The sequence below is a fragment of the Mesorhizobium sp. CO1-1-11 genome, from assembly GCF_020164995.1.
In the GTDB taxonomy this organism is placed as follows: Bacteria; Pseudomonadota; Alphaproteobacteria; order Rhizobiales; family Rhizobiaceae; genus Mesorhizobium; species Mesorhizobium australicum.
On record NZ_JAIUHE010000002.1, the window covers coordinates 19407 to 36222 of the forward strand.

Annotated in this window: 20 protein-coding genes; 13 read left to right on the plus strand and 7 right to left on the minus strand. The window is 62.6% G+C overall.

The features are described from left to right. Window positions 1-51: 51 nt before the first annotated feature. The 3 genes from LB554_RS02015 (at window position 52) to LB554_RS02025 (ending at window position 1812) form a co-directional block, all read left to right on the plus strand. Window positions 52-1155: an NADH:flavin oxidoreductase/NADH oxidase gene (locus LB554_RS02015; protein ID WP_224582937.1), complete on the plus strand. Its 1104-nt coding sequence runs from the start codon at window positions 52-54 to the stop codon at window positions 1153-1155. Window positions 1156-1264: 109 nt separating this feature from the next. Continuing rightward, a complete protein-coding gene (locus LB554_RS02020; protein WP_032935880.1) occupies window positions 1265-1543 on the plus strand; it encodes a DUF982 domain-containing protein in 279 nt (92 codons plus the stop codon). Window positions 1544-1572: 29 nt separating this feature from the next. After that, window positions 1573-1812, plus strand: a complete 240-nt coding sequence (locus LB554_RS02025; protein ID WP_015318080.1) for a DUF2188 domain-containing protein — start codon at window positions 1573-1575, stop codon at window positions 1810-1812. Between the two features lie 70 nt (window positions 1813-1882). Here LB554_RS02025 and LB554_RS02030 read toward each other — a convergent pair whose 3' ends face one another. After that, window positions 1883-2167 carry a hypothetical protein gene (locus LB554_RS02030; RefSeq protein ID WP_015318081.1) on the minus strand — a complete coding sequence of 95 codons (285 nt, stop codon included), beginning with the start codon at window positions 2165-2167 and terminating at the stop codon, window positions 1883-1885. A gap of 364 nt (window positions 2168-2531) precedes the next feature. Here LB554_RS02030 and LB554_RS02035 point away from each other — a divergent pair, with 364 nt between their 5' ends. From LB554_RS02035 to LB554_RS02060, 6 genes are all read left to right on the plus strand, one after another. After that, window positions 2532-3275, plus strand: a complete 744-nt coding sequence (locus LB554_RS02035; RefSeq protein WP_140823593.1) for a competence/damage-inducible protein A — start codon at window positions 2532-2534, stop codon at window positions 3273-3275. 82 nt (window positions 3276-3357) lie between these two features. After that, the gene (locus LB554_RS02040) at window positions 3358-4191 is read left to right on the plus strand and encodes a universal stress protein (protein WP_224582939.1); all 834 of its coding nucleotides are present in this window, start codon (window positions 3358-3360) and stop codon (window positions 4189-4191) included. Window positions 4192-4306: 115 nt separating this feature from the next. After that, on the plus strand, window positions 4307-4807 hold the full coding sequence (gene gpt, locus LB554_RS02045; RefSeq protein ID WP_015318084.1) for a xanthine phosphoribosyltransferase: 501 nt from the start codon (window positions 4307-4309) through the stop codon (window positions 4805-4807). A 211-nt stretch (window positions 4808-5018) separates the two neighbouring features. Continuing rightward, window positions 5019-5507, plus strand: coding sequence for an NUDIX hydrolase (locus tag LB554_RS02050; RefSeq protein ID WP_015318085.1), 489 nt, complete (start codon window positions 5019-5021; stop codon window positions 5505-5507). Between the two features lie 91 nt (window positions 5508-5598). Beyond that, window positions 5599-5910 (plus strand): PilZ domain-containing protein, encoded by a 312-nt coding sequence (locus LB554_RS02055; protein ID WP_015318086.1) that lies wholly within the window; start codon window positions 5599-5601, stop codon window positions 5908-5910. A gap of 672 nt (window positions 5911-6582) precedes the next feature. Beyond that, complete coding sequence (locus tag LB554_RS02060) at window positions 6583-10371, plus strand: vitamin B12-dependent ribonucleotide reductase (RefSeq protein ID WP_224582941.1); 3789 nt, start codon at window positions 6583-6585, stop codon at window positions 10369-10371. Between the two features lie 130 nt (window positions 10372-10501). On the opposite strand, the gene LB554_RS02065 is transcribed toward LB554_RS02060, so the two are convergent. From LB554_RS02065 to LB554_RS02075, 3 genes are all read right to left on the minus strand, one after another. Then, the gene (locus LB554_RS02065; RefSeq protein WP_224531112.1) at window positions 10502-10948 is read right to left on the minus strand and encodes a hypothetical protein; all 447 of its coding nucleotides are present in this window, start codon (window positions 10946-10948) and stop codon (window positions 10502-10504) included. 170 nt (window positions 10949-11118) lie between these two features. Beyond that, on the minus strand, window positions 11119-11727 hold the full coding sequence (locus tag LB554_RS02070) for a hypothetical protein (protein WP_224582943.1): 609 nt from the start codon (window positions 11725-11727) through the stop codon (window positions 11119-11121). A gap of 4 nt (window positions 11728-11731) precedes the next feature. Then, a complete protein-coding gene (locus tag LB554_RS02075; protein ID WP_224582945.1) occupies window positions 11732-12253 on the minus strand; it encodes a hypothetical protein in 522 nt (173 codons plus the stop codon). Between the two features lie 183 nt (window positions 12254-12436). Here LB554_RS02075 and LB554_RS02080 point away from each other — a divergent pair, with 183 nt between their 5' ends. Beyond that, complete coding sequence (locus LB554_RS02080) at window positions 12437-12805, plus strand: hypothetical protein (RefSeq protein ID WP_224582946.1); 369 nt, start codon at window positions 12437-12439, stop codon at window positions 12803-12805. A 3-nt stretch (window positions 12806-12808) separates the two neighbouring features. Here LB554_RS02080 and LB554_RS02085 read toward each other — a convergent pair whose 3' ends face one another. Together LB554_RS02085 and LB554_RS02090 are read right to left on the minus strand one after the other, a co-directional pair. Further along, window positions 12809-13789, minus strand: a complete 981-nt coding sequence (locus LB554_RS02085; RefSeq protein WP_224582947.1) for a DUF3592 domain-containing protein — start codon at window positions 13787-13789, stop codon at window positions 12809-12811. 142 nt (window positions 13790-13931) lie between these two features. Further along, a complete protein-coding gene (locus LB554_RS02090; RefSeq protein ID WP_224582948.1) occupies window positions 13932-14534 on the minus strand; it encodes a lysozyme inhibitor LprI family protein in 603 nt (200 codons plus the stop codon). Here LB554_RS02090 and LB554_RS02095 point away from each other — a divergent pair. Continuing rightward, window positions 14533-14721, plus strand: a complete 189-nt coding sequence (locus tag LB554_RS02095; protein WP_224582949.1) for a hypothetical protein — start codon at window positions 14533-14535, stop codon at window positions 14719-14721. The two genes, LB554_RS02090 and LB554_RS02095, sit on opposite strands and share 2 nt — an antisense overlap. 36 nt (window positions 14722-14757) lie before the next feature. Here the strand turns inward: LB554_RS02095 and LB554_RS02100 are convergent, their stop codons facing one another. Further along, entirely contained in the window at window positions 14758-15831 is a 1074-nt protein-coding gene (locus LB554_RS02100; protein ID WP_224582950.1) for a GH25 family lysozyme, read from the minus strand. 187 nt (window positions 15832-16018) lie between these two features. On the opposite strand from LB554_RS02100, the gene LB554_RS02105 reads away from it, so the two are divergent. Together LB554_RS02105 and LB554_RS02110 are read left to right on the plus strand one after the other, a co-directional pair. Continuing rightward, window positions 16019-16138, plus strand: a complete 120-nt coding sequence (locus tag LB554_RS02105; RefSeq protein ID WP_411962609.1) for a DUF1402 family protein — start codon at window positions 16019-16021, stop codon at window positions 16136-16138. Window positions 16139-16163: 25 nt separating this feature from the next. Continuing rightward, window positions 16164-16796, plus strand: coding sequence for a DedA family protein (locus tag LB554_RS02110; protein WP_224582951.1), 633 nt, complete (start codon window positions 16164-16166; stop codon window positions 16794-16796). The last annotated feature ends 20 nt before the right edge of the window (window positions 16797-16816 follow it).

Consider the following 16816-nt stretch of genomic DNA (forward strand, 5'->3'; position numbering starts at 1 on the left):
TGGACGGGTGCCGTCGCCTAGATAGCGCATTCCCCTTCCCGGAGTTTTTCCATGACGACATCGCTTTTCCAGCCGATCACTCTCGATGGGCTCACCTTCCCCAACCGCATCGCCGTCGCGCCGATGTGCCAGTATTCCGCCGAGGACGGCTCGGCCAGCGACTGGCATCTTTACCACTGGATGAACCTTGCCATGTCCGGTGCCGGCATGGTCACGGTGGAGATGACCGATGTCGAGCGGCGCGGACGCATCAGCCATGGCTGTCTCGGCCTCTATTCCGAAGACAATGAAGCCGCCGCGCGGCGCGCGCTGGATGCGGCCAAGCGCGTGGCCGCGCCCGGCACTAAGTTCGGCACGCAGCTGGCGCATGCCGGCCGCAAGGCCTCGAACCGCAAGCCCTGGGAAGGCGGCGGCCCATTGCAGCCAAACGAGGATCCCTGGCAGACCGTCTCGGCTTCAGCCATCGCCTACGACACCGGCTGGAACGTGCCGCGCGCCCTGGACGATGAGGAAATCCTGCAGCTCGTCGAGCGGTTCGCGGACGCCGCAAGGCGGGCCGACTGTGCCGGCTTCGACTTCATCGAACTGCATGCGGCGCATGGCTACCTCATCTTCCAGTTCCTGTCGCCGCTGTCCAACCAGCGCACGGATCGCTGGGGTGGCTCGCTGCAAAACCGGATGCGTCTCGTCGTCGAGATCGCCAGGGCGGTGAAGAAAGCCGCGCCGAAACTGATGCTCGGCGCACGGCTGTCGGTGAAGGACTGGGTCGATGGCGGCTTTGACGTCGCGGACGCGGTCGAGGTGGCGAAAGCGCTGAAGGCCGAAGGCGTCGCCTACCTCTGCTGCTCGAGCGGCGGCAATTCGCCATTGCAGAAATTACCCACCGGCCCCGGCTATCAGGTGCATCTGGCCGAAGCCGTGCGCAAGGGCGCGGGCATCCCGACCCGGGCGGTCGGCCTGATCGACGACCCGAAACAGGCCGAGGCTGTTATCGCCGAGGGTCGCGCCGACATGGTGGCGCTGGCGCGAGCCTTCCTCGCCGATCCGCGCTGGGGATGGCGTGCGGCCGCCACGTTCAGCGAAAAGATTCATCCGGCGCCGCAGCTCGCCCGCTCGGTGACGACGATGGAACATTGGATGAAGGCCGCCGGCTGATCGCCCTTTCTCCCGACGCCGACGCGCTTGCGCAACGGCGTCGCGACCTTTGGGCGCAGGCCGAAGGCCACTTTTGCAACCAAATTGGCTGCTTTGCGTTGCGGCCATGATGATGGACAACAAACCCTTTGAAACGCCGGTCGTGGTCGAGCTTGGCCATGTCGGTAAATATCGCCATATCCGCTCGACCCAGGAGGCGGCCGAGTGCCTGATGACGGTGTGGCCGCTCAATCGCGGGCCTCGTCATCGTGATGCCCTCGACACTTGCCTCAAAGTGCTGGAAGGTTATCGTTCGACAGCGGAAGCGCGCCGGGCACTGATCGAGGCGGCCAGGGAATCGGAAGTGCTGGTGCCCGACGACAAGCTGCCCGACGACCGGCTGCATTGAGCAGGCGGACCTTTTAACTGGAGGTTTTGATGGCGAAGCTGACTTACAAGATCGTCGAGCATGACGGTGGCTGGGCCTACAAGGTCGGTGCGACCTTCTCGGAGACATTTCCCACCCATCAGGATGCATTGCGTGCCGCCGAGATCGCTTCGGCCGAACAGCAGGTGGCGGGTTCCACCGATGGTATCCAGTATGAGGACGCCGAGGGCAAATGGCACGAGGAACTGGCCGACGGCCGCGATCGGCCTCAGACTGAAATCTCGGATTGATCCAGCCCTGCGCCAGCCGCGGACGCCAGGAGAGACGGCGTCCCGCGGCAGGCAATACGCGGCTGCCTATTTACTTGCCGCAATACTGATCGTTGACGTTGCCCTGAGCGTTCGCATCGGGGCCTGGCGTGCTTGAGGCACAAGGCCCGGCCGGGCCGGGGTTGCCAAGGGTGCTCAATCCAGAGCCGTCGGCGTTGATGCTGCCAGTGGTGCTCTGGTCGATGGCCGACGAATCCTCATTGCCGAACAGCCACCAATTGTGATGGTTGGAATAGGTAGCGTCCGACGATTGGGCCATCGCCGATGTGGCGAGACCGATCGTCAGGACGGATGCTGCGAAAAGTTTCCTGTACATTGATTTTACTCCGTATCTTGATCTTGGCCGCCTTGGGATGCGACACGGGGTAAACCTGACCGTCAGCCGAATGGTTCCCTGAAATTCTCGTGAAGTGGCGGTGATGTCGGGTGACAAAAGCGCGTGCCGCCATGCGCTCGAAGGCTGTGACCTGTTCGGGCGCCACGGATTGCGGCACCACCTCGGCCCTGGTCGCCCTCCGCGACCGAGGACAATCCGGAAGGGCTTGTTCCCATACTGGTCAAGCCGCGCTTGGTACTGCAATGCAGGTGTGGTGGACGTGTCGGATCGTTCGCCTTTGGACGGCATTGCCGCCGCCCATCCGCCGCGCTATTTCAGGCGACCCGTCCTGCCGGAGCGTTCCATGCCTGAAATCGTCACTGCCGCCATGCTCGTCATCGGCGATGAGATTCTGTCCGGCCGCACCAAGGACAAGAACATCGGCCATCTCGCCGATATCATGACGGCGATCGGCATCGACCTGAAGGAGGTACGCATTGTTCCCGACGAGGAAGACGAGATCGTCGCGGCGGTGAATGCCGTGCGCGCGCGCTATACCTATGTCTTCACCACCGGCGGCATCGGCCCGACGCATGACGACATCACAGCCGATTCGATCGCCAAGGCGTTTGGCGTGCCTTGCGAATACGATGCCAAGGCCTATGCCCTGCTGGAGGCGAGCTATGCCGCGCGCGGCATCGAATACACGGAGGCACGCAAGCGCATGGCGCGGATGCCGCGCGGCGCCGACCATATCGACAACCCCGTCTCCGTGGCGCCCGGATTCCGCATTGGCAACGTCCATGTCATGGCCGGCGTGCCCTCGATCTTCCAGGCCATGCTCGACAATGTCGTGCCGACCTTGAGAGCCGGCACCAAAATGCTGTCGGCCACGGTGCACTGTCCGTTCGGCGAGGGCCTTGTCGGCGGGCCATTGGGCGAGATCCAGAAAGCCCATCCGGATACGATCATCGGCTCCTACCCCAAGTATGGCGACGGCAAGTTCTGGACCGAACTGGTCGTTCGTGCCCGCAGCGCGGAGGCGCTTGAAGCCGCGCGCGCCGACGTCGAGGCCATGGTGGCAGGCTTCGCGGCTGAGGCGAGCTGATCCGCTGCAAACCGGAACCAAGAACGACGCTACAGCGTTTCCATGGCGCGGGGCTCGTCGCTCGCACGATCGAGGGGTCATCATGCGTTTCAAGACCATCGTTGCCATTCTGCAGAACGAGCAGGACGCCGAGCGGGTGCTCGACTGCGCCATTCCGCTTGCCAGCCGCTTCGAGAGCCATCTGATCGGCATCCATGCCGAGGCGCTCCCGGTGCCCTACACGTCGGCGACGGGCTTTCCCGATACGGAGTTCCTGCAGGTTTCCGCCGACATGAACCGGGAGCGGGCCGACAAACTCCAGGCTGTCTTCCTGAAGCGGATCGAGGATTCCGGCCTTTCCTTCGAATGGCGCAGCCTGGAGAGCTTCTCCGGCGACAGCGCACTGACCGGCATCTCAAGCGTGCGCGCCGCCGATCTCATCATCGCCGCCCAACGTGAGACCGGCGGCGATCCGAGCGCCGACGTCGATACGCTTGTCTACGACGCCGGCCGGCCGGTGCTGGTGGTACCGAGTGCGGGCCCGCTGGTCACCACCTTCAAACGCGTGCTGCTCGCCTGGAACGGCAGCAAGGAGGCCGCGCGCGCCGCTTTCGATGCCTTGCCTTTCATCATCGAGGCTGAGAAAACCGACATACTGGTCATCGATCCGCCCGATACGCTCGAAGAGCGCCCGGAGGCAGCGGGCGCCGAAATCGCGTCGGCCCTGTCGCGCCACGGCGCCACCGTTAGCGTCTCGGTGCAGAAATCGGGCGGCACCTCGGTCGACGACATAATCCAGAACAGGATCACCGAGACCGGCGCCGATCTGCTGGTGCTTGGCGCCTACAGCCACTCCTGGCTGCGCCAGCTGCTCTTCGGCGGGGTAACACGCACGGTGCTGCGCTCGGCACAGGTCGCGGCCTTCCTGTCGCGATAAGTCCACAGCGATTGCTGCCGGCCACCCTTGCCAAGTCCGGGGGTTTCCAGTTAATTCCGCGCGCATTCCCCTGTTTCTTGCACGCGGCCGCCGCGTGCCGTGGAGTGCGCGAGACATGTCCCTTCCCGAAAAAGCCTTCCCGGTCTCCTGGGACCAGTTCCATCGCGACGCGCGCGCACTTGCCTGGCGGCTTGCCGGCACTAGCAAAGGTCAGTGGAAGGCTATCGTGTGCATCACACGTGGTGGCCTGGTCCCGGCGGCGATCATTTCGCGCGAACTCGGCATCCGCGTGATCGAGACGGTCTGTGTCGCCTCTTATCACGACTACACCAGCCAAGGGCAGTTGCAGGTGCTGAAGGAGATCACACCGGCCTTGCTGGCCGACGATGGCGCCGGCGTGCTGATCGTCGACGACCTGACCGACACCGGCAAGACCGCCGGCATCGTGCGGGCAATGATGCCGAAGGCCCATTTCGCGACCGTCTACGCCAAGCCGAAAGGCCGGCCGCTGGTCGATACGTTCGTCACCGAGGTCAGCCAGGACACCTGGATCTATTTCCCTTGGGACATGGGTTTCACCTATCAGAAGCCAATCGCCGACGATCACGCCGGCTGATTCGCGGCAAGCTGCTTTTTTCCAATCAAGCCAGCGCCGACGGCCAATATTTGCTTGCGCGGAGGCACCCGCCGCCAAGATATCCTGTGAAATCGACCCTTGTTGGTGGAAATCAGCCAGCGTGACCGAAGTTTTTACTTTTATTGGTCACAATTAGCCGTAAGATTCATGAGACGGCAAACGATTCTGGAGGCTGGGGCTAGCTTCTCCGATGTTGACACGGCCAACGACGCACAACCACCTTGCTGAAAGGGTCAGGCGACTCTTTGGCACGGCGCCGTGCCGTCTGCAGGTTGCCGCCCTGCCCTGGCGCGATGTCGGGAATGGCGTCGAGGTCATGTTGATCACCAGCCGCGATACTGGCCGCTGGGTGCTTCCAAAAGGCTGGCCGGAAGCCAGGGAGCCGCTCTGCGAAGCGGCCGCCCGCGAGGCCGCCGAGGAAGCCGGTTTGCGCGGAAACATCTCTCATCTCGAAGCCGGCCGCTATTTCTATGCCAAGGTGCTGGCTTCGGGCGAAGAAGTGCCTTGCGAGGTTCTGGTGTTCCCACTGCACGTCGACAAGATCGCGGACCGCTGGAAGGAAAAGCACTCCCGCACCCGCAAATGGGTCAGCTCCAGCGAAGCGGTGCGCATGGTCAATGAACCCGACCTTTGCCAGATCATCGCCTATTTCTGTGCCGACCCACGCAGGTTCTCCTGATCGACGCCTTTCGCGGCAGACGCACAACCTTGTGCCGCAAGGGTTTGCTAATTTTTGGTGGTTAGGATCGATCGTTCCTGGCGTTTGATCGATGGCGAATCCCGCAGACCCACTTCAGCACGACCCCGGCGAGCCGCAGCGCGAGCATCGCCCGCGCGTGCTCAAAGGTGGAACAGTCATCACGGGGATCCAGAATTCCGAAGTCGCCTGTACGGTGCGCAACCAGCATGCAGGCGGCGCCGAACTGAAATTACCGGCCGAAGCCAGGGTTCCCGATCATTTCCTTCTCTACATACCGCTCGACGGCGTCGCCTATCGCTGCGAGGTCCGCTGGCGCCGCAGCGACCGGATCGGCGTACAGTTCAACGGGACCGAACCCAAGCCGAAGCTACACTACGGCTGAGGCCCGGCCCACCGGCTTGGCTGGCTTTTTGCGGCATCCAGCAAATGTTTCGCAGCGCCCGTGCCGCTGGCCAACGATCGCACCGGCTTGCCGCCGGGCAGATGGCCGACGGCGGGTCGATTCTATCCCCGTTATCCACATGTGTGACACACAAGATGTTGGGGTCACAAAAGCTACGCAAACGAATCCTTGACGGCTCGAAACGAGTCGCCTTTTATAGGCCATGCGCTCCTGTTGAGAGCGAGACCGGAAAGTTCTGAGCCCGGTCTTTTTCCCGGATTATGTGCGTTTTGCCCGCATTTCCGCCTGTTTACGAGGCCGGCGGAAGCGTTGGGATCGTGGGTTGGGTGGGCGACGAAAGGGAGAATTGTCGGACTGGAATAAATTGTCTGTTAATACTATATTTAGTGTTTGCAGCTAAGTTCGACGCTAGATAGTGTGAATTTCCCTCGAGTGAGGGAATCGAAAAATTCAGTTTTGAGGGGCCCGCGGGCCGGTTGGCAGCCTCGGCAGATGCCTGGCAAGGCGTATTGTCGTGTGCGTGGCCGAGCCTGCGAAGAGGAGATGCCGGCATTGTTCGCAATGCCGGCAAACGGCGGACTGCGCGTTTCGTCTTTTGGGGCAGAAATCCCCTGATGAAAGCGCTATATGTAGACAAAAGGGACCGGACCAATGCGCATCGAGCGTCGTTTCACCAAGCCAGGACATGCAGGCCAAGAAGGGGCCGCTTATGCGGAGATCGAATTCCGCAAGGCGCTTTCCGAGATCAAGAATCCGGATGGCTCGGTGGTGTTCCGCCTGGACAACATCGATGTGCCTGCGCAGTTTTCCCAGGTCGCCGCCGACATCCTGGCTCAGAAATATTTCCGCAAGGCCGGCGTTCCCGCGCGCCTGAAGAAGGTCGAGGAGAACGACGTCCCCTCTTTCCTGTGGCGTTCCGTCGCCGACGAAGCCGAACTCGCCAAGCTTCCCGAGGCCGAGCGCTACGGCTCCGAGATCGACGCCCGCCAGGTCTTCGACCGGCTGGCCGGCACCTGGACCTATTGGGGCTGGAAGGGCGGCTACTTCAAGGCTTCGGAGGAAGACGCGCGCGCCTTCCGTGACGAGCTTGCCTATATGCTGGCGACCCAGCGCGTCGCGCCGAACTCGCCGCAATGGTTCAACACCGGCCTGCACTGGGCCTATGGCATAGACGGTCCGAGCCAGGGTCACTTCTATGTCGATCCGTTCACCGGCAAGCTGACCAAGTCGAAATCCTCCTACGAGCATCCGCAGCCGCATGCCTGCTTCATCCAGGGCGTGCAGGACGACCTCGTCAACGAGGGCGGCATCATGGATCTGTGGGTGCGCGAGGCGCGCCTGTTCAAATATGGCTCCGGCACCGGCTCGAACTTCTCGCTGCTGCGCGGCGAAGGCGAAAAGCTGTCCGGCGGCGGCCGCTCGTCCGGCCTGATGAGCTTCCTCAAGATCGGCGACCGCGCCGCCGGCGCCATCAAGTCGGGCGGCACGACGCGCCGTGCGGCGAAAATGGTCATCGTCGACGCCGATCACCCCGATATCGAGGAATTCATCGACTGGAAGGTCAATGAAGAGCAGAAGGTCGCCTCGCTGGTGACCGGCTCCAAGATCGTCAAGAAGCATCTCGAAGCGATCATGAAGGCCTGCGTGAACTGCGAAGGCCATGACAACGACTGCTTCGATCCGGCCATCAACACGGCGCTGAAGCGCGAAATCAAGTTGGCCAAGAAATCGGCTGTGCCGGAAAACTACATCTACCGCGTCATCCAGTTCGCCAAGCAGGGCTACACCTCGATGTCGTTCAAGACCTACGACACCGACTGGGATTCCGACGCCTATCTCACCGTTTCGGGCCAGAACTCCAACAATTCGGTGTCGCTGAAGGACAATTTCCTGCGCGCCGTTGAAGAGGACGCAGACTGGCACCTGACCGCCCGCAAGGACGGCAAGGTCTTGAAGACACTGAAGGCGCGGGACCTCTGGGAAAAGATCGGCTACGCCGCCTGGGCGTCGGCTGATCCCGGCCTGCACTTCAACACCACGATGAACGACTGGCACACCTGCGCTTCGGCCGGTGCGATCCGGGCCTCCAACCCGTGCTCGGAATACATGTTCCTCGACGACACGGCCTGCAATCTCGCCTCGATCAACCTGCTGCCCTACCGCAACACCGACGGCACCATCGATATCGCAGCCTACGAGCACACCGTGCGGCTGTGGACCATGGTGCTGGAAATCTCCGTCATGATGGCGCAGTTCCCGTCGAAGGAGATCGCCAAGCTCTCCTACGACTACCGCACGCTGGGCCTCGGCTACGCCAATATTGGCGGCCTGCTGATGACCTCGGGCATTCCCTACGATTCCGACGAGGGCCGCGCCATCTGTGCCGCGCTGACCGCCATCATGACCGGCGTCGCCTACTCCACCTCGGCCGAGATGGCCTCCGAGCTCGGCGCCTTCCCGGACTATGACCGCAACGCCCAGAACATGCTGCGCGTCATGCGCAATCATCGCCGCGCCGCCTATGGCGACAAGGACGGCTACGAGAAGCTGGCCGTCAATCCTGTGCCTCTCGTCGCATCGGACCTGAAGCAGCAGGATCTGGCCATCCACGCCAAGGCCGCTTGGGACCGCGCCATCGAACTCGGCGAGGAGCATGGCTACCGCAACGCACAGGCAACCGTGATCGCGCCGACCGGCACGATCGGCCTGGTCATGGATTGCGACACCACCGGTATCGAGCCCGACTTCGCCCTGGTGAAGTTCAAGAAGCTCGCCGGCGGCGGCTATTTCAAGATCATCAACCGCGCCGTGCCGGAAGCGCTTCGCACGCTGGGCTATTCCGAGAGCCAGATCGCCGAGATCGAGGCCTATGCCGTCGGCCACGGCAATCTCAACCAGGCGCCGGCCGTCAACCCCGGCTCGCTCAAGGCCAAGGGCTTCACCGACGACAAGATCGCGGCGCTCAACGCGGCGCTGAAGTCGGCCTTCGACATCAAGTTCGTCTTCAACCAGTGGACGCTCGGCGCCGACTGGGTGAAGGAGACCTTCGGTTTCACCGACGAGCAGCTCAACGACTTCTCGTTCGAAATGCTGCCGGCGCTGGGGTTCTCCAGGAAGGACATCGAGGCCGCCAACATCCATGTTTGCGGTGCGATGACGCTGGAGGGCGCGCCCTTCCTCAAGGCCGAACACCTCCCCGTGTTCGACTGCGCCAGCCCCTGCGGCAAGATCGGTAAGCGCTCGCTGTCGATCAACAGCCACATCCAGATGATGGCGGCGGCGCAGCCCTTCATTTCCGGCGCCATTTCCAAGACCATCAACATGCCGAACGACGCGACGGTGGAGGACGCCAAGAGCGCCTACATGCTGTCGTGGAAGCTGGCGCTGAAGGCAAACGCGCTCTACCGCGACGGCTCGAAGCTGTCGCAGCCGCTCAATGCGTCGCTGCTCGCCGATGGCGAGGAGGATGAGGATGATGCGGTCGAGCAGCTGATCCAGGCACCGGCGGCGGCGCGCGCCGCGCAGATCACCGAGCGCATCGTCGAACGCATCATCGAACGCGTGTCGCGCGAGCAGGAAAAGCTGCCCGGCCGCCGCAAGGGTTATACGCAGAAGGCCAAGATCGGCGGCAACACCATCTTCCTGCGCACCGGCGAATATGACGATGGGCGTCTCGGCGAGATCTTCATCGACATGAACAAGGAGGGTGCCACCCTGCGTGGCCTTCTCAACAACTTCGCCATCGCGATCTCGCTTGGCCTGCAGTATGGCGTGCCGCTCGACGAATATGTGCACGCCTTCACCTTCACCAAGTTCGAGCCGGCCGGCATGGTCATCGGCAACGATGCCATCAAGAGCGCGACGTCGATCCTCGACTATGTGTTCCGTGAGCTGGCCATTTCGTATCTCGGCCGCAACGATCTCGCCCATGTCGACCAGTCGGATTTCTCCAACACCGCACTCGGCCGTGGCATCAGCGAAGGCAAGACCGACGCAGTCTCCAAGGGCCTGACCCGCGGTTCGCCGGTGAAGCTGGTGTCGAGGGCAGGCGAGCCGAAGGGCTTTGCCGGCTCCGGCACCCCTGCCCGCTCGGCGCCGACAGCCTTCTCCGGCTCCAACGTGCTGGCCTTGAAGCCTGCAACCGACGAGGCGGTCGCCTACAAGCGCGACTACGAGGAGCGGGCTAGGGAATTGGCGGAAGACATCGCCTTCGAGGAAGCGGCCTCCGATGCCTCGACCGATACCACCGCGGCGCTGTTCACCGATACGGCGGCCCATGAAGCGGCCGAAGCGAAGAAACTCGCCGCCGACCGCCGCGCCAAGTCGCTGCTGCAGGGCTACACCGGCAATTCCTGCTCCGAATGCCAGAACTTTACGATGGTAAGGAACGGGACTTGCGAGAAGTGCGATACTTGCGGTGCCACGAGCGGGTGCAGCTGAGGGGTTTGTTCGAGCCCAAAGGTCGTAAATGCAACGACGCCGACAACTCTGGATTTCGGCGTCGTTGAAAGCGGCATACGGGACAACTTGAAAGCCCCAATCGGGAAATCGATCCCGTTTACGACGTTTGCTATTGGCCCGCCTTTTCGATCTGCCTTGTTTTTCGACGTATACGGCCCAGAGTGTCCAGAACTCTCAACCGCTTCAACGGGACGCCGCCATACTCTGTAAGTGAACGGCGGCCCTTGCTGTCTACAACGGTCAGCATCGCACGGCGCCATTCTCCTCTGGCATCAAACGCGGCTAGGAAGCTCTGAAAATCAGTCGCTTCGGCGCCGTTTTTCTTGCAGAAGTCGGGGAAGGCTTGCCCGAATGTGATCGCGGCGCTTTCCAACCGTTGCGAAGCGCGACCTCTAACAACACGTCCACGCAGGAAGTCGATCTCGATTACTCCACCTGGGCTGATCGCAGCCTCTTCGAACACCTCGGTTTGGCAGAAGCCGACAACAAAACCCAGCCCACTTGCCATTGAGTCAGCGAAGTTGTGAGCGATTGCGCAAAGGCGGTCATGCTTCATGTTTGGAGAATAGCAAGCTCATCGTCTGCTTTCAATTTCATCTTGGGCCGTTCGGCGTTTATGAACTCACTGCCTAGAGGCAGATCATCACTAATGTTCCGCGAATATAGCCTGCCAGTTGCAGCCACGATCTGTGTGGCTAGGATCTGGCTTGACCGCGGCTCCTCACCCTAGGGCAACACCCGCAGCGTCTGCTCATCAAACAACGGCTCATCCTGGCCCACGCGGACGAACAGCAGCTTGTGTCCCTCACCTGCCGGCACCTCGAAATACTGGATACCGTCAGGCATTTCGCCCCAGTCGCCGCAGGGCGGTTCGGGGACCTCGTCAGGGTCGGCCTGCGCCTTCAGCTCTTTCGCATAAGCGGCGTCGGGGCTGAATGTGTAGCGTTTGACGCCGGCGGGCACGGTGCCCTCCGTGTAAGGCGCGAGCACGCAGCGGGCGCTGACGGCCTTGTCGGTCTTTTCCAGGAACAGACGCCGCATGGCAGCCTCCGCGGTTTCGCCAGGCTGGATGTCGAGCACCTCGACAAGCGGATCTGGCGCACCGCCATCGCTGTATTTGATGGCAAGCGCATTGCCGACAAACTCGAAATGGATCTGGCGAAAGCCGGAATCGCAGCGCTGCGCCCATGCGACCAGGCCGATCGTCTTGTCCGTCAGTTTTTCCCAAACGCATTTGTCGATCGGCTGCCGCGATGGTACCGGCTCCTCCGCACGCGCCCCGGCAGATACCGTCACGGACGCGAACAGGGCGCAGGTCCAGACGATCGATCTCATGGCGCTATTCATCGCTGCATCCTGTCAAAGTGAAGGCATCCCAGGCTGAGCCGGCGGGGTTGGCATTGGCGAAGTCGGACCATTCGCTGAACATCGCACCGAACTGCGGCAGCAATAGCCCTTTCGGCGCCGGTGTCGCTTCGTGCGAATTCAGTTGCTCGGCGCCGCCTCCGGTCAGGGCATAGACCTGCCCGTCCCATATCCGGCAAAGCCCGCTGTCGTCTTGCAGACCCGCTTCGCGGTCGTCGTCGGTGCAGGGGTGGCGGATGGTACCGAGCGGAAACGAGTTCTTGCCGTTGGTCCAGGTAATATCGGCCGGCAGGCTTATGCCGGTATGAGGCACGGCCAGCGAGAACACCTGCGTCGTCAGTGCCGCCGGTTCGTTGCCCAGCGGCCGGAATTGCATGACCGCGCCCGAGCGTGGCTCCTGGTAGGTGGCGTGGCTCAGGAGGCATTCCTTGGCGCCCGCCGCTTGCATGAGCCCGAGCGAACCCAGGGCAACGAAGGCCAGTTTGCGAATGATCATCGAAATCTCGGGCAATCTGTTGTGAAGCAAGGCCGGCTGCGTGCCGGGCCGCACAGTCGCATCATCCGTACAAAACCATAAGCGAAATCCGGAACCGCTGCGTTTATCGTGCCTCGATCGAAAACTTGCGCCACACAAACCCGCAATCTGTATGATCGAACGCAGCGGCCCAGGAGACAAAAGATGCAGCGTTTGGCACTGATCATAGCGATCTCCGCAACTGCGATTGTGCCGGCCGTAGCGGCAGCGCCCTATGTCGGGACGTGGTCCAGCGATAGGTTGAACTGCTATGCAACCGCCGACGTCCAGCGCCAGACTGTCTTCACTGTGGATCAGTCGGCCCTGTCGTTTCCCAACCTCGGCTGCGAGCACGCGATCTTTCGCAAAACCGCCATCGGCTGGGTGGTTCGTGCCAGCCAGTGCTACGGCGCGGACCCATCGCTCGACGAGCCATTTTCTCGCACCATCCATATCAAAATCGACGGCGCGACGGTGCGGTTGAGCTGGCGCGGATTCGACAGCGGACCTCTCGTGCGCTGCTCAAGGCGATGACACTCAGACCAACCCGACTAGCAAGGCCGCGCCGCCGAGAAAGCCTGCCGAGCAGACCCACAGCAGCCATAGCCCACGCACCCGGCATTCGAGCACCGCCGAGGCGGGGTTGGCGGGGTCATAGCGAACGTCGACCTTGCTGCCCTCGACATAGCGCCGCGCCTGACCGCCGACGAGGCCGGGCAGCGAGGCCGTCACGCTGGCGCCGAAAGCGACGCGATCGGCGCTGTAGCGCTGTCCGGCGACACCATAGCTGTAGACGATGCGGGACTTGAACACCGTGCGCCAGGGCCGGTACCCACCGCCCTCAAACCGGTCGCGGGTCTTGATCGCCTGCAGGCCGGACGCATCGATACGGCCGGCGGCGGTCGGCCATGTTGCCGCCTGCCCGGCCATCGATCTTTGGGCAAAGCCCATGCGCAGCACGAAAAGCCCCATGAACAGCAGGAATGCCGCCGCACCGAGGTTCCGCGGCTTGGGCAGATGCGGCCCGATAGCCTCCAGCACGCCACCGACCGAAAACACCAACACCAGCGCACCAACCACGAGCCCCGCCGAAAGCTGGACCATGAACTTGAAGGCGCCGTCCGGCATGGTGCGCTCGATCACGGCCTTGCCCGGGCTGGACGGGTCATAGAACACGGTTACCGCCGCGCCACGCGGAAACCGCGCAAGGGTTTCCGCGACTTCGAAATTTCCGAGGTTCTCCTGCACGCTGTAGTGCGAACTTTGAAATGTCTTGCCGCCCACCTTGTACTCATAGGTGATGGCCGGAAAGTTGCGGATTTCGGTCGAGGTGCTGCTCTCCGAGCCGGTACCCGAGCTTGTCACCTCGCGCGCCTCGACGCGCGACGAGACGATCTTTCCAGGCGTCGGCAACCAGCGGCTGGCCGCCTTGACCTCGAGCCATTTCAGGAAGGTGACGATCGACAGCATGCCGGCGACCGCGCAGGCAAAGCCGACCAACAGAAACTTGAGCTCCAACTCGTCCCCCCGACGACTAGAGTACAGCAGCACGCATATAGACAGCATGGCGAGGGCAATGTCTCGTCTATTCGCAAGATCAGGAAATGACCGCCGGCAAGGTTCAATGCTGTCGCGTGGCCATGGGAGCGGCGACCAGCCGCTATTCGGCATCCTCTATTGCCATGACACGAACATAGCCCTCCAGCTGAAGGGCGCGATCCCGGATGATGTTGGTGGCGTCGGCAGCCTGCATGGGCACGTACATCGTGCCTTGCCTTGTTTCATAGAGAGCGCCCCGTGTCTTCGCCTCGCTGTCGTGGAAGGCCAGCCAGGCGCGTTGTGACAGACGAAGATTTTGCGCTGCCTGGCGCGGTAATTTGCGCAGGAGTGTCGCATAAGCGGCATTCATGCGGCGATCGTAGTCGCTTGATGCCGTCGCCTCGCAGTCGGTTTGGCCTGCCGTAGAGCCATTGGCTGGCTCATCCAGGCAGCGGTCGAGCGTATCGGCGGTGGCGTCTTTCAGACCCGCGGCCATCGGGCTCGCGGGCAACAGCAATGTCAGCAGGCAGACCAGTGCCCCACCGAGCCGAAGCCTCACACCGATGTTCTCCATCTTGCCTCCGAGGACGTAACCGAAGCACGGTGGGGACCGCGCCAGGAACTGGTGGCCAATGCGGCGGGCCATCCGCACGATGACGTGATAAAAGGACGATCGATCCGATCGGACGAAGATCCAGGAGACAACAGCCGGGACGATGCGCATGAGCGAACAAACCGAAGATGACACCGATATACTGAACCAACTCGCCTATGTCAGGGCCGATCCGACCCAGCACGACACGTTGACCCTTCTCGCCATGATCGATGCCGCGATGGCCGAGATCATGGGCTTGAGGGCGCGGCTGCGGTTGAGCGAGGAAAAGAACGGCGGGAGCAACCAGTTCCAATAGGTGGACAGGACGAGCGCCGACGCGAAAGCATCGGTTCTAATCCGCGTCGGCCATCACGGCCCGACCTCCGCCGCCGGCCCAGGCGCGCCATTGCCGCTCATCGCCATGGAAGACGTTGAGATCGATGCGGCCGGTCACGCCATGCGACAGGCCGGAGCCGGAATATTGCCAGAACAGCCATTTGCGATCGGGATAGACCTTTGACGGATGCCGGGCCACGGCGCGCAGCCAGAACGGGTAATCCGGGAATGCGCCCTGGAGGTTATCGCGATAGAAATCGGGCGCCGTGTAGATGATCGGCCGCTGGCCGTAGTGGCGCTCCAGCTTGTCCATGAACACCTGCATCTTTTCCAGCACCTTTTCGCGCGACGGGCGCCGCTGGCAGCTGGAGTCGCCGTTCCACTCGACGTCGATCACCGGCGGCAGCGCTCCGTCGACCTTCGGCACGTTGCGGATGAACCAGTCGGCCTGCTCGCCGGCGGTGCGGCACCAGTAGAAGAAATGATAGGCACCGCGCTTCAGGCCCGCGGCGTCGGCATCACGCCAGTTCTTCATAAACAGGGGGTCGAGGTGGTCGCCGCCGTCGGTCGCCTTGATGTAGGCGAAGTTGGCGCCCTGGGCGCGCAGCTTCTCCCAGTTGACGTTGCCTTGCCAGCGCGACACGTCCACCCCGTGCACGGCAAGGTGACGGGGCGACGAGCGGCCGAAATTGATCGGCTTGGCATCGCGGAAGCCATAACGCGTGACCGGGCCGGCCAGCATGGACGGTGCCGCCCGCGACAACAGCTTCGGCGGCGACACCAGGGCTGCCTCCTCGATCGGCGGCTCGACGCTGTCGGGCAGTTCGGGTGCGGGAAACGCCACTGTCTCTTCCTCGGCAAGGCCATAAGGCCGAGCGGTGGTATCCTCTGCCGCAACCTCAATCCGCTTGCGCGCCGCGTTTGCCCTGGCCACCGGAACGGACGCGATCGGCGCGCTTGGACGCACCACCGAACTGGTGACTTCATTGGACGGCTTCTGCATGTCGAGCGCATCCATGCCCGATGTCGACGAACAGCCGGCAAGGCACAGCGATGCGATCACGAAACTCACGACGCCTGGTAACCGCATCTGGACCTGTACTCGAACACAACAGACCGAAGGCGACGGCCGACGGACAACCAGACGAGTTATGAACGAGAAATTACCAATAAAGTTTGAATCAAGTTTTTTACCATAGCTGTGGCCGCTTTCTGACAGTCGTCGGCAGCGGCCCGGCCAAGCCTTGACAGGGCCATGATGTGGCTGTTGAGACGGGGTGCGGGCCGGCGCCCTTGCCAGCGCCAAGGGCCGCAAGCTACCGGTCGAGAACTATTACGGCTGGCTCGTCAACGGCAAGCTCGACGAACTCAGGAGCCTGCTCGACAGCGGCGGCTGAGGAACACTTTTAACAGGGAGCTTGCGTGCAGTCGTTCATCGACCAGAGCGTGTGTTTTATCGAGAACCATCAGGCTTGGGCGGGCCTCGTGGTCGGATTGCTGGCCTTCGGCGAGTCGCTGGTGCTGGTCGGCATCTTGTTGCCTGGCACCACGGTGCTGATCATCGTCGGCGGGCTGGTGGGCGCCGGTATCGTCCAGCCCCTGCCCGTTCTCCTCGCCGCGATGCTCGGCGCGGCGCTAGGCGACACCACCTCCTATTTCCTCGGCAAATGGCTGGGGCGCGGCGTCGTCCACAAATGGCCGCTCAACCGCTATCGCCGCGAGATCGCCAGGGCGCGCCTGTTCTTCCACCGCTACGGTGTCGCCGCCGTTTTCGTCGGCCGCTTCTTCGGTCCGGTGCGTGCCACCGTGCCGCTGGTCGCCGGCATGATGGGCATGAACAGGCGGCGCTTCCAGGTCGCCAACATCCTGTCGGCGATCATCTGGGCGCCGGTCGTGCTATCGCCTGGATGGCTGGTGGCGAAAGGAGCCGACAATCTCCCCGAATTCGACGCGACCAGCCTGTTCGGCCTGGCGGTGATCGCGGCCATGGTGGTGGCGATCATCATCGCCGTGCTTGTCATCAGACTGCGCGGCAGGCGTGATGCAGGGATTTAGCGCGTCTCGCGATTGAGGGC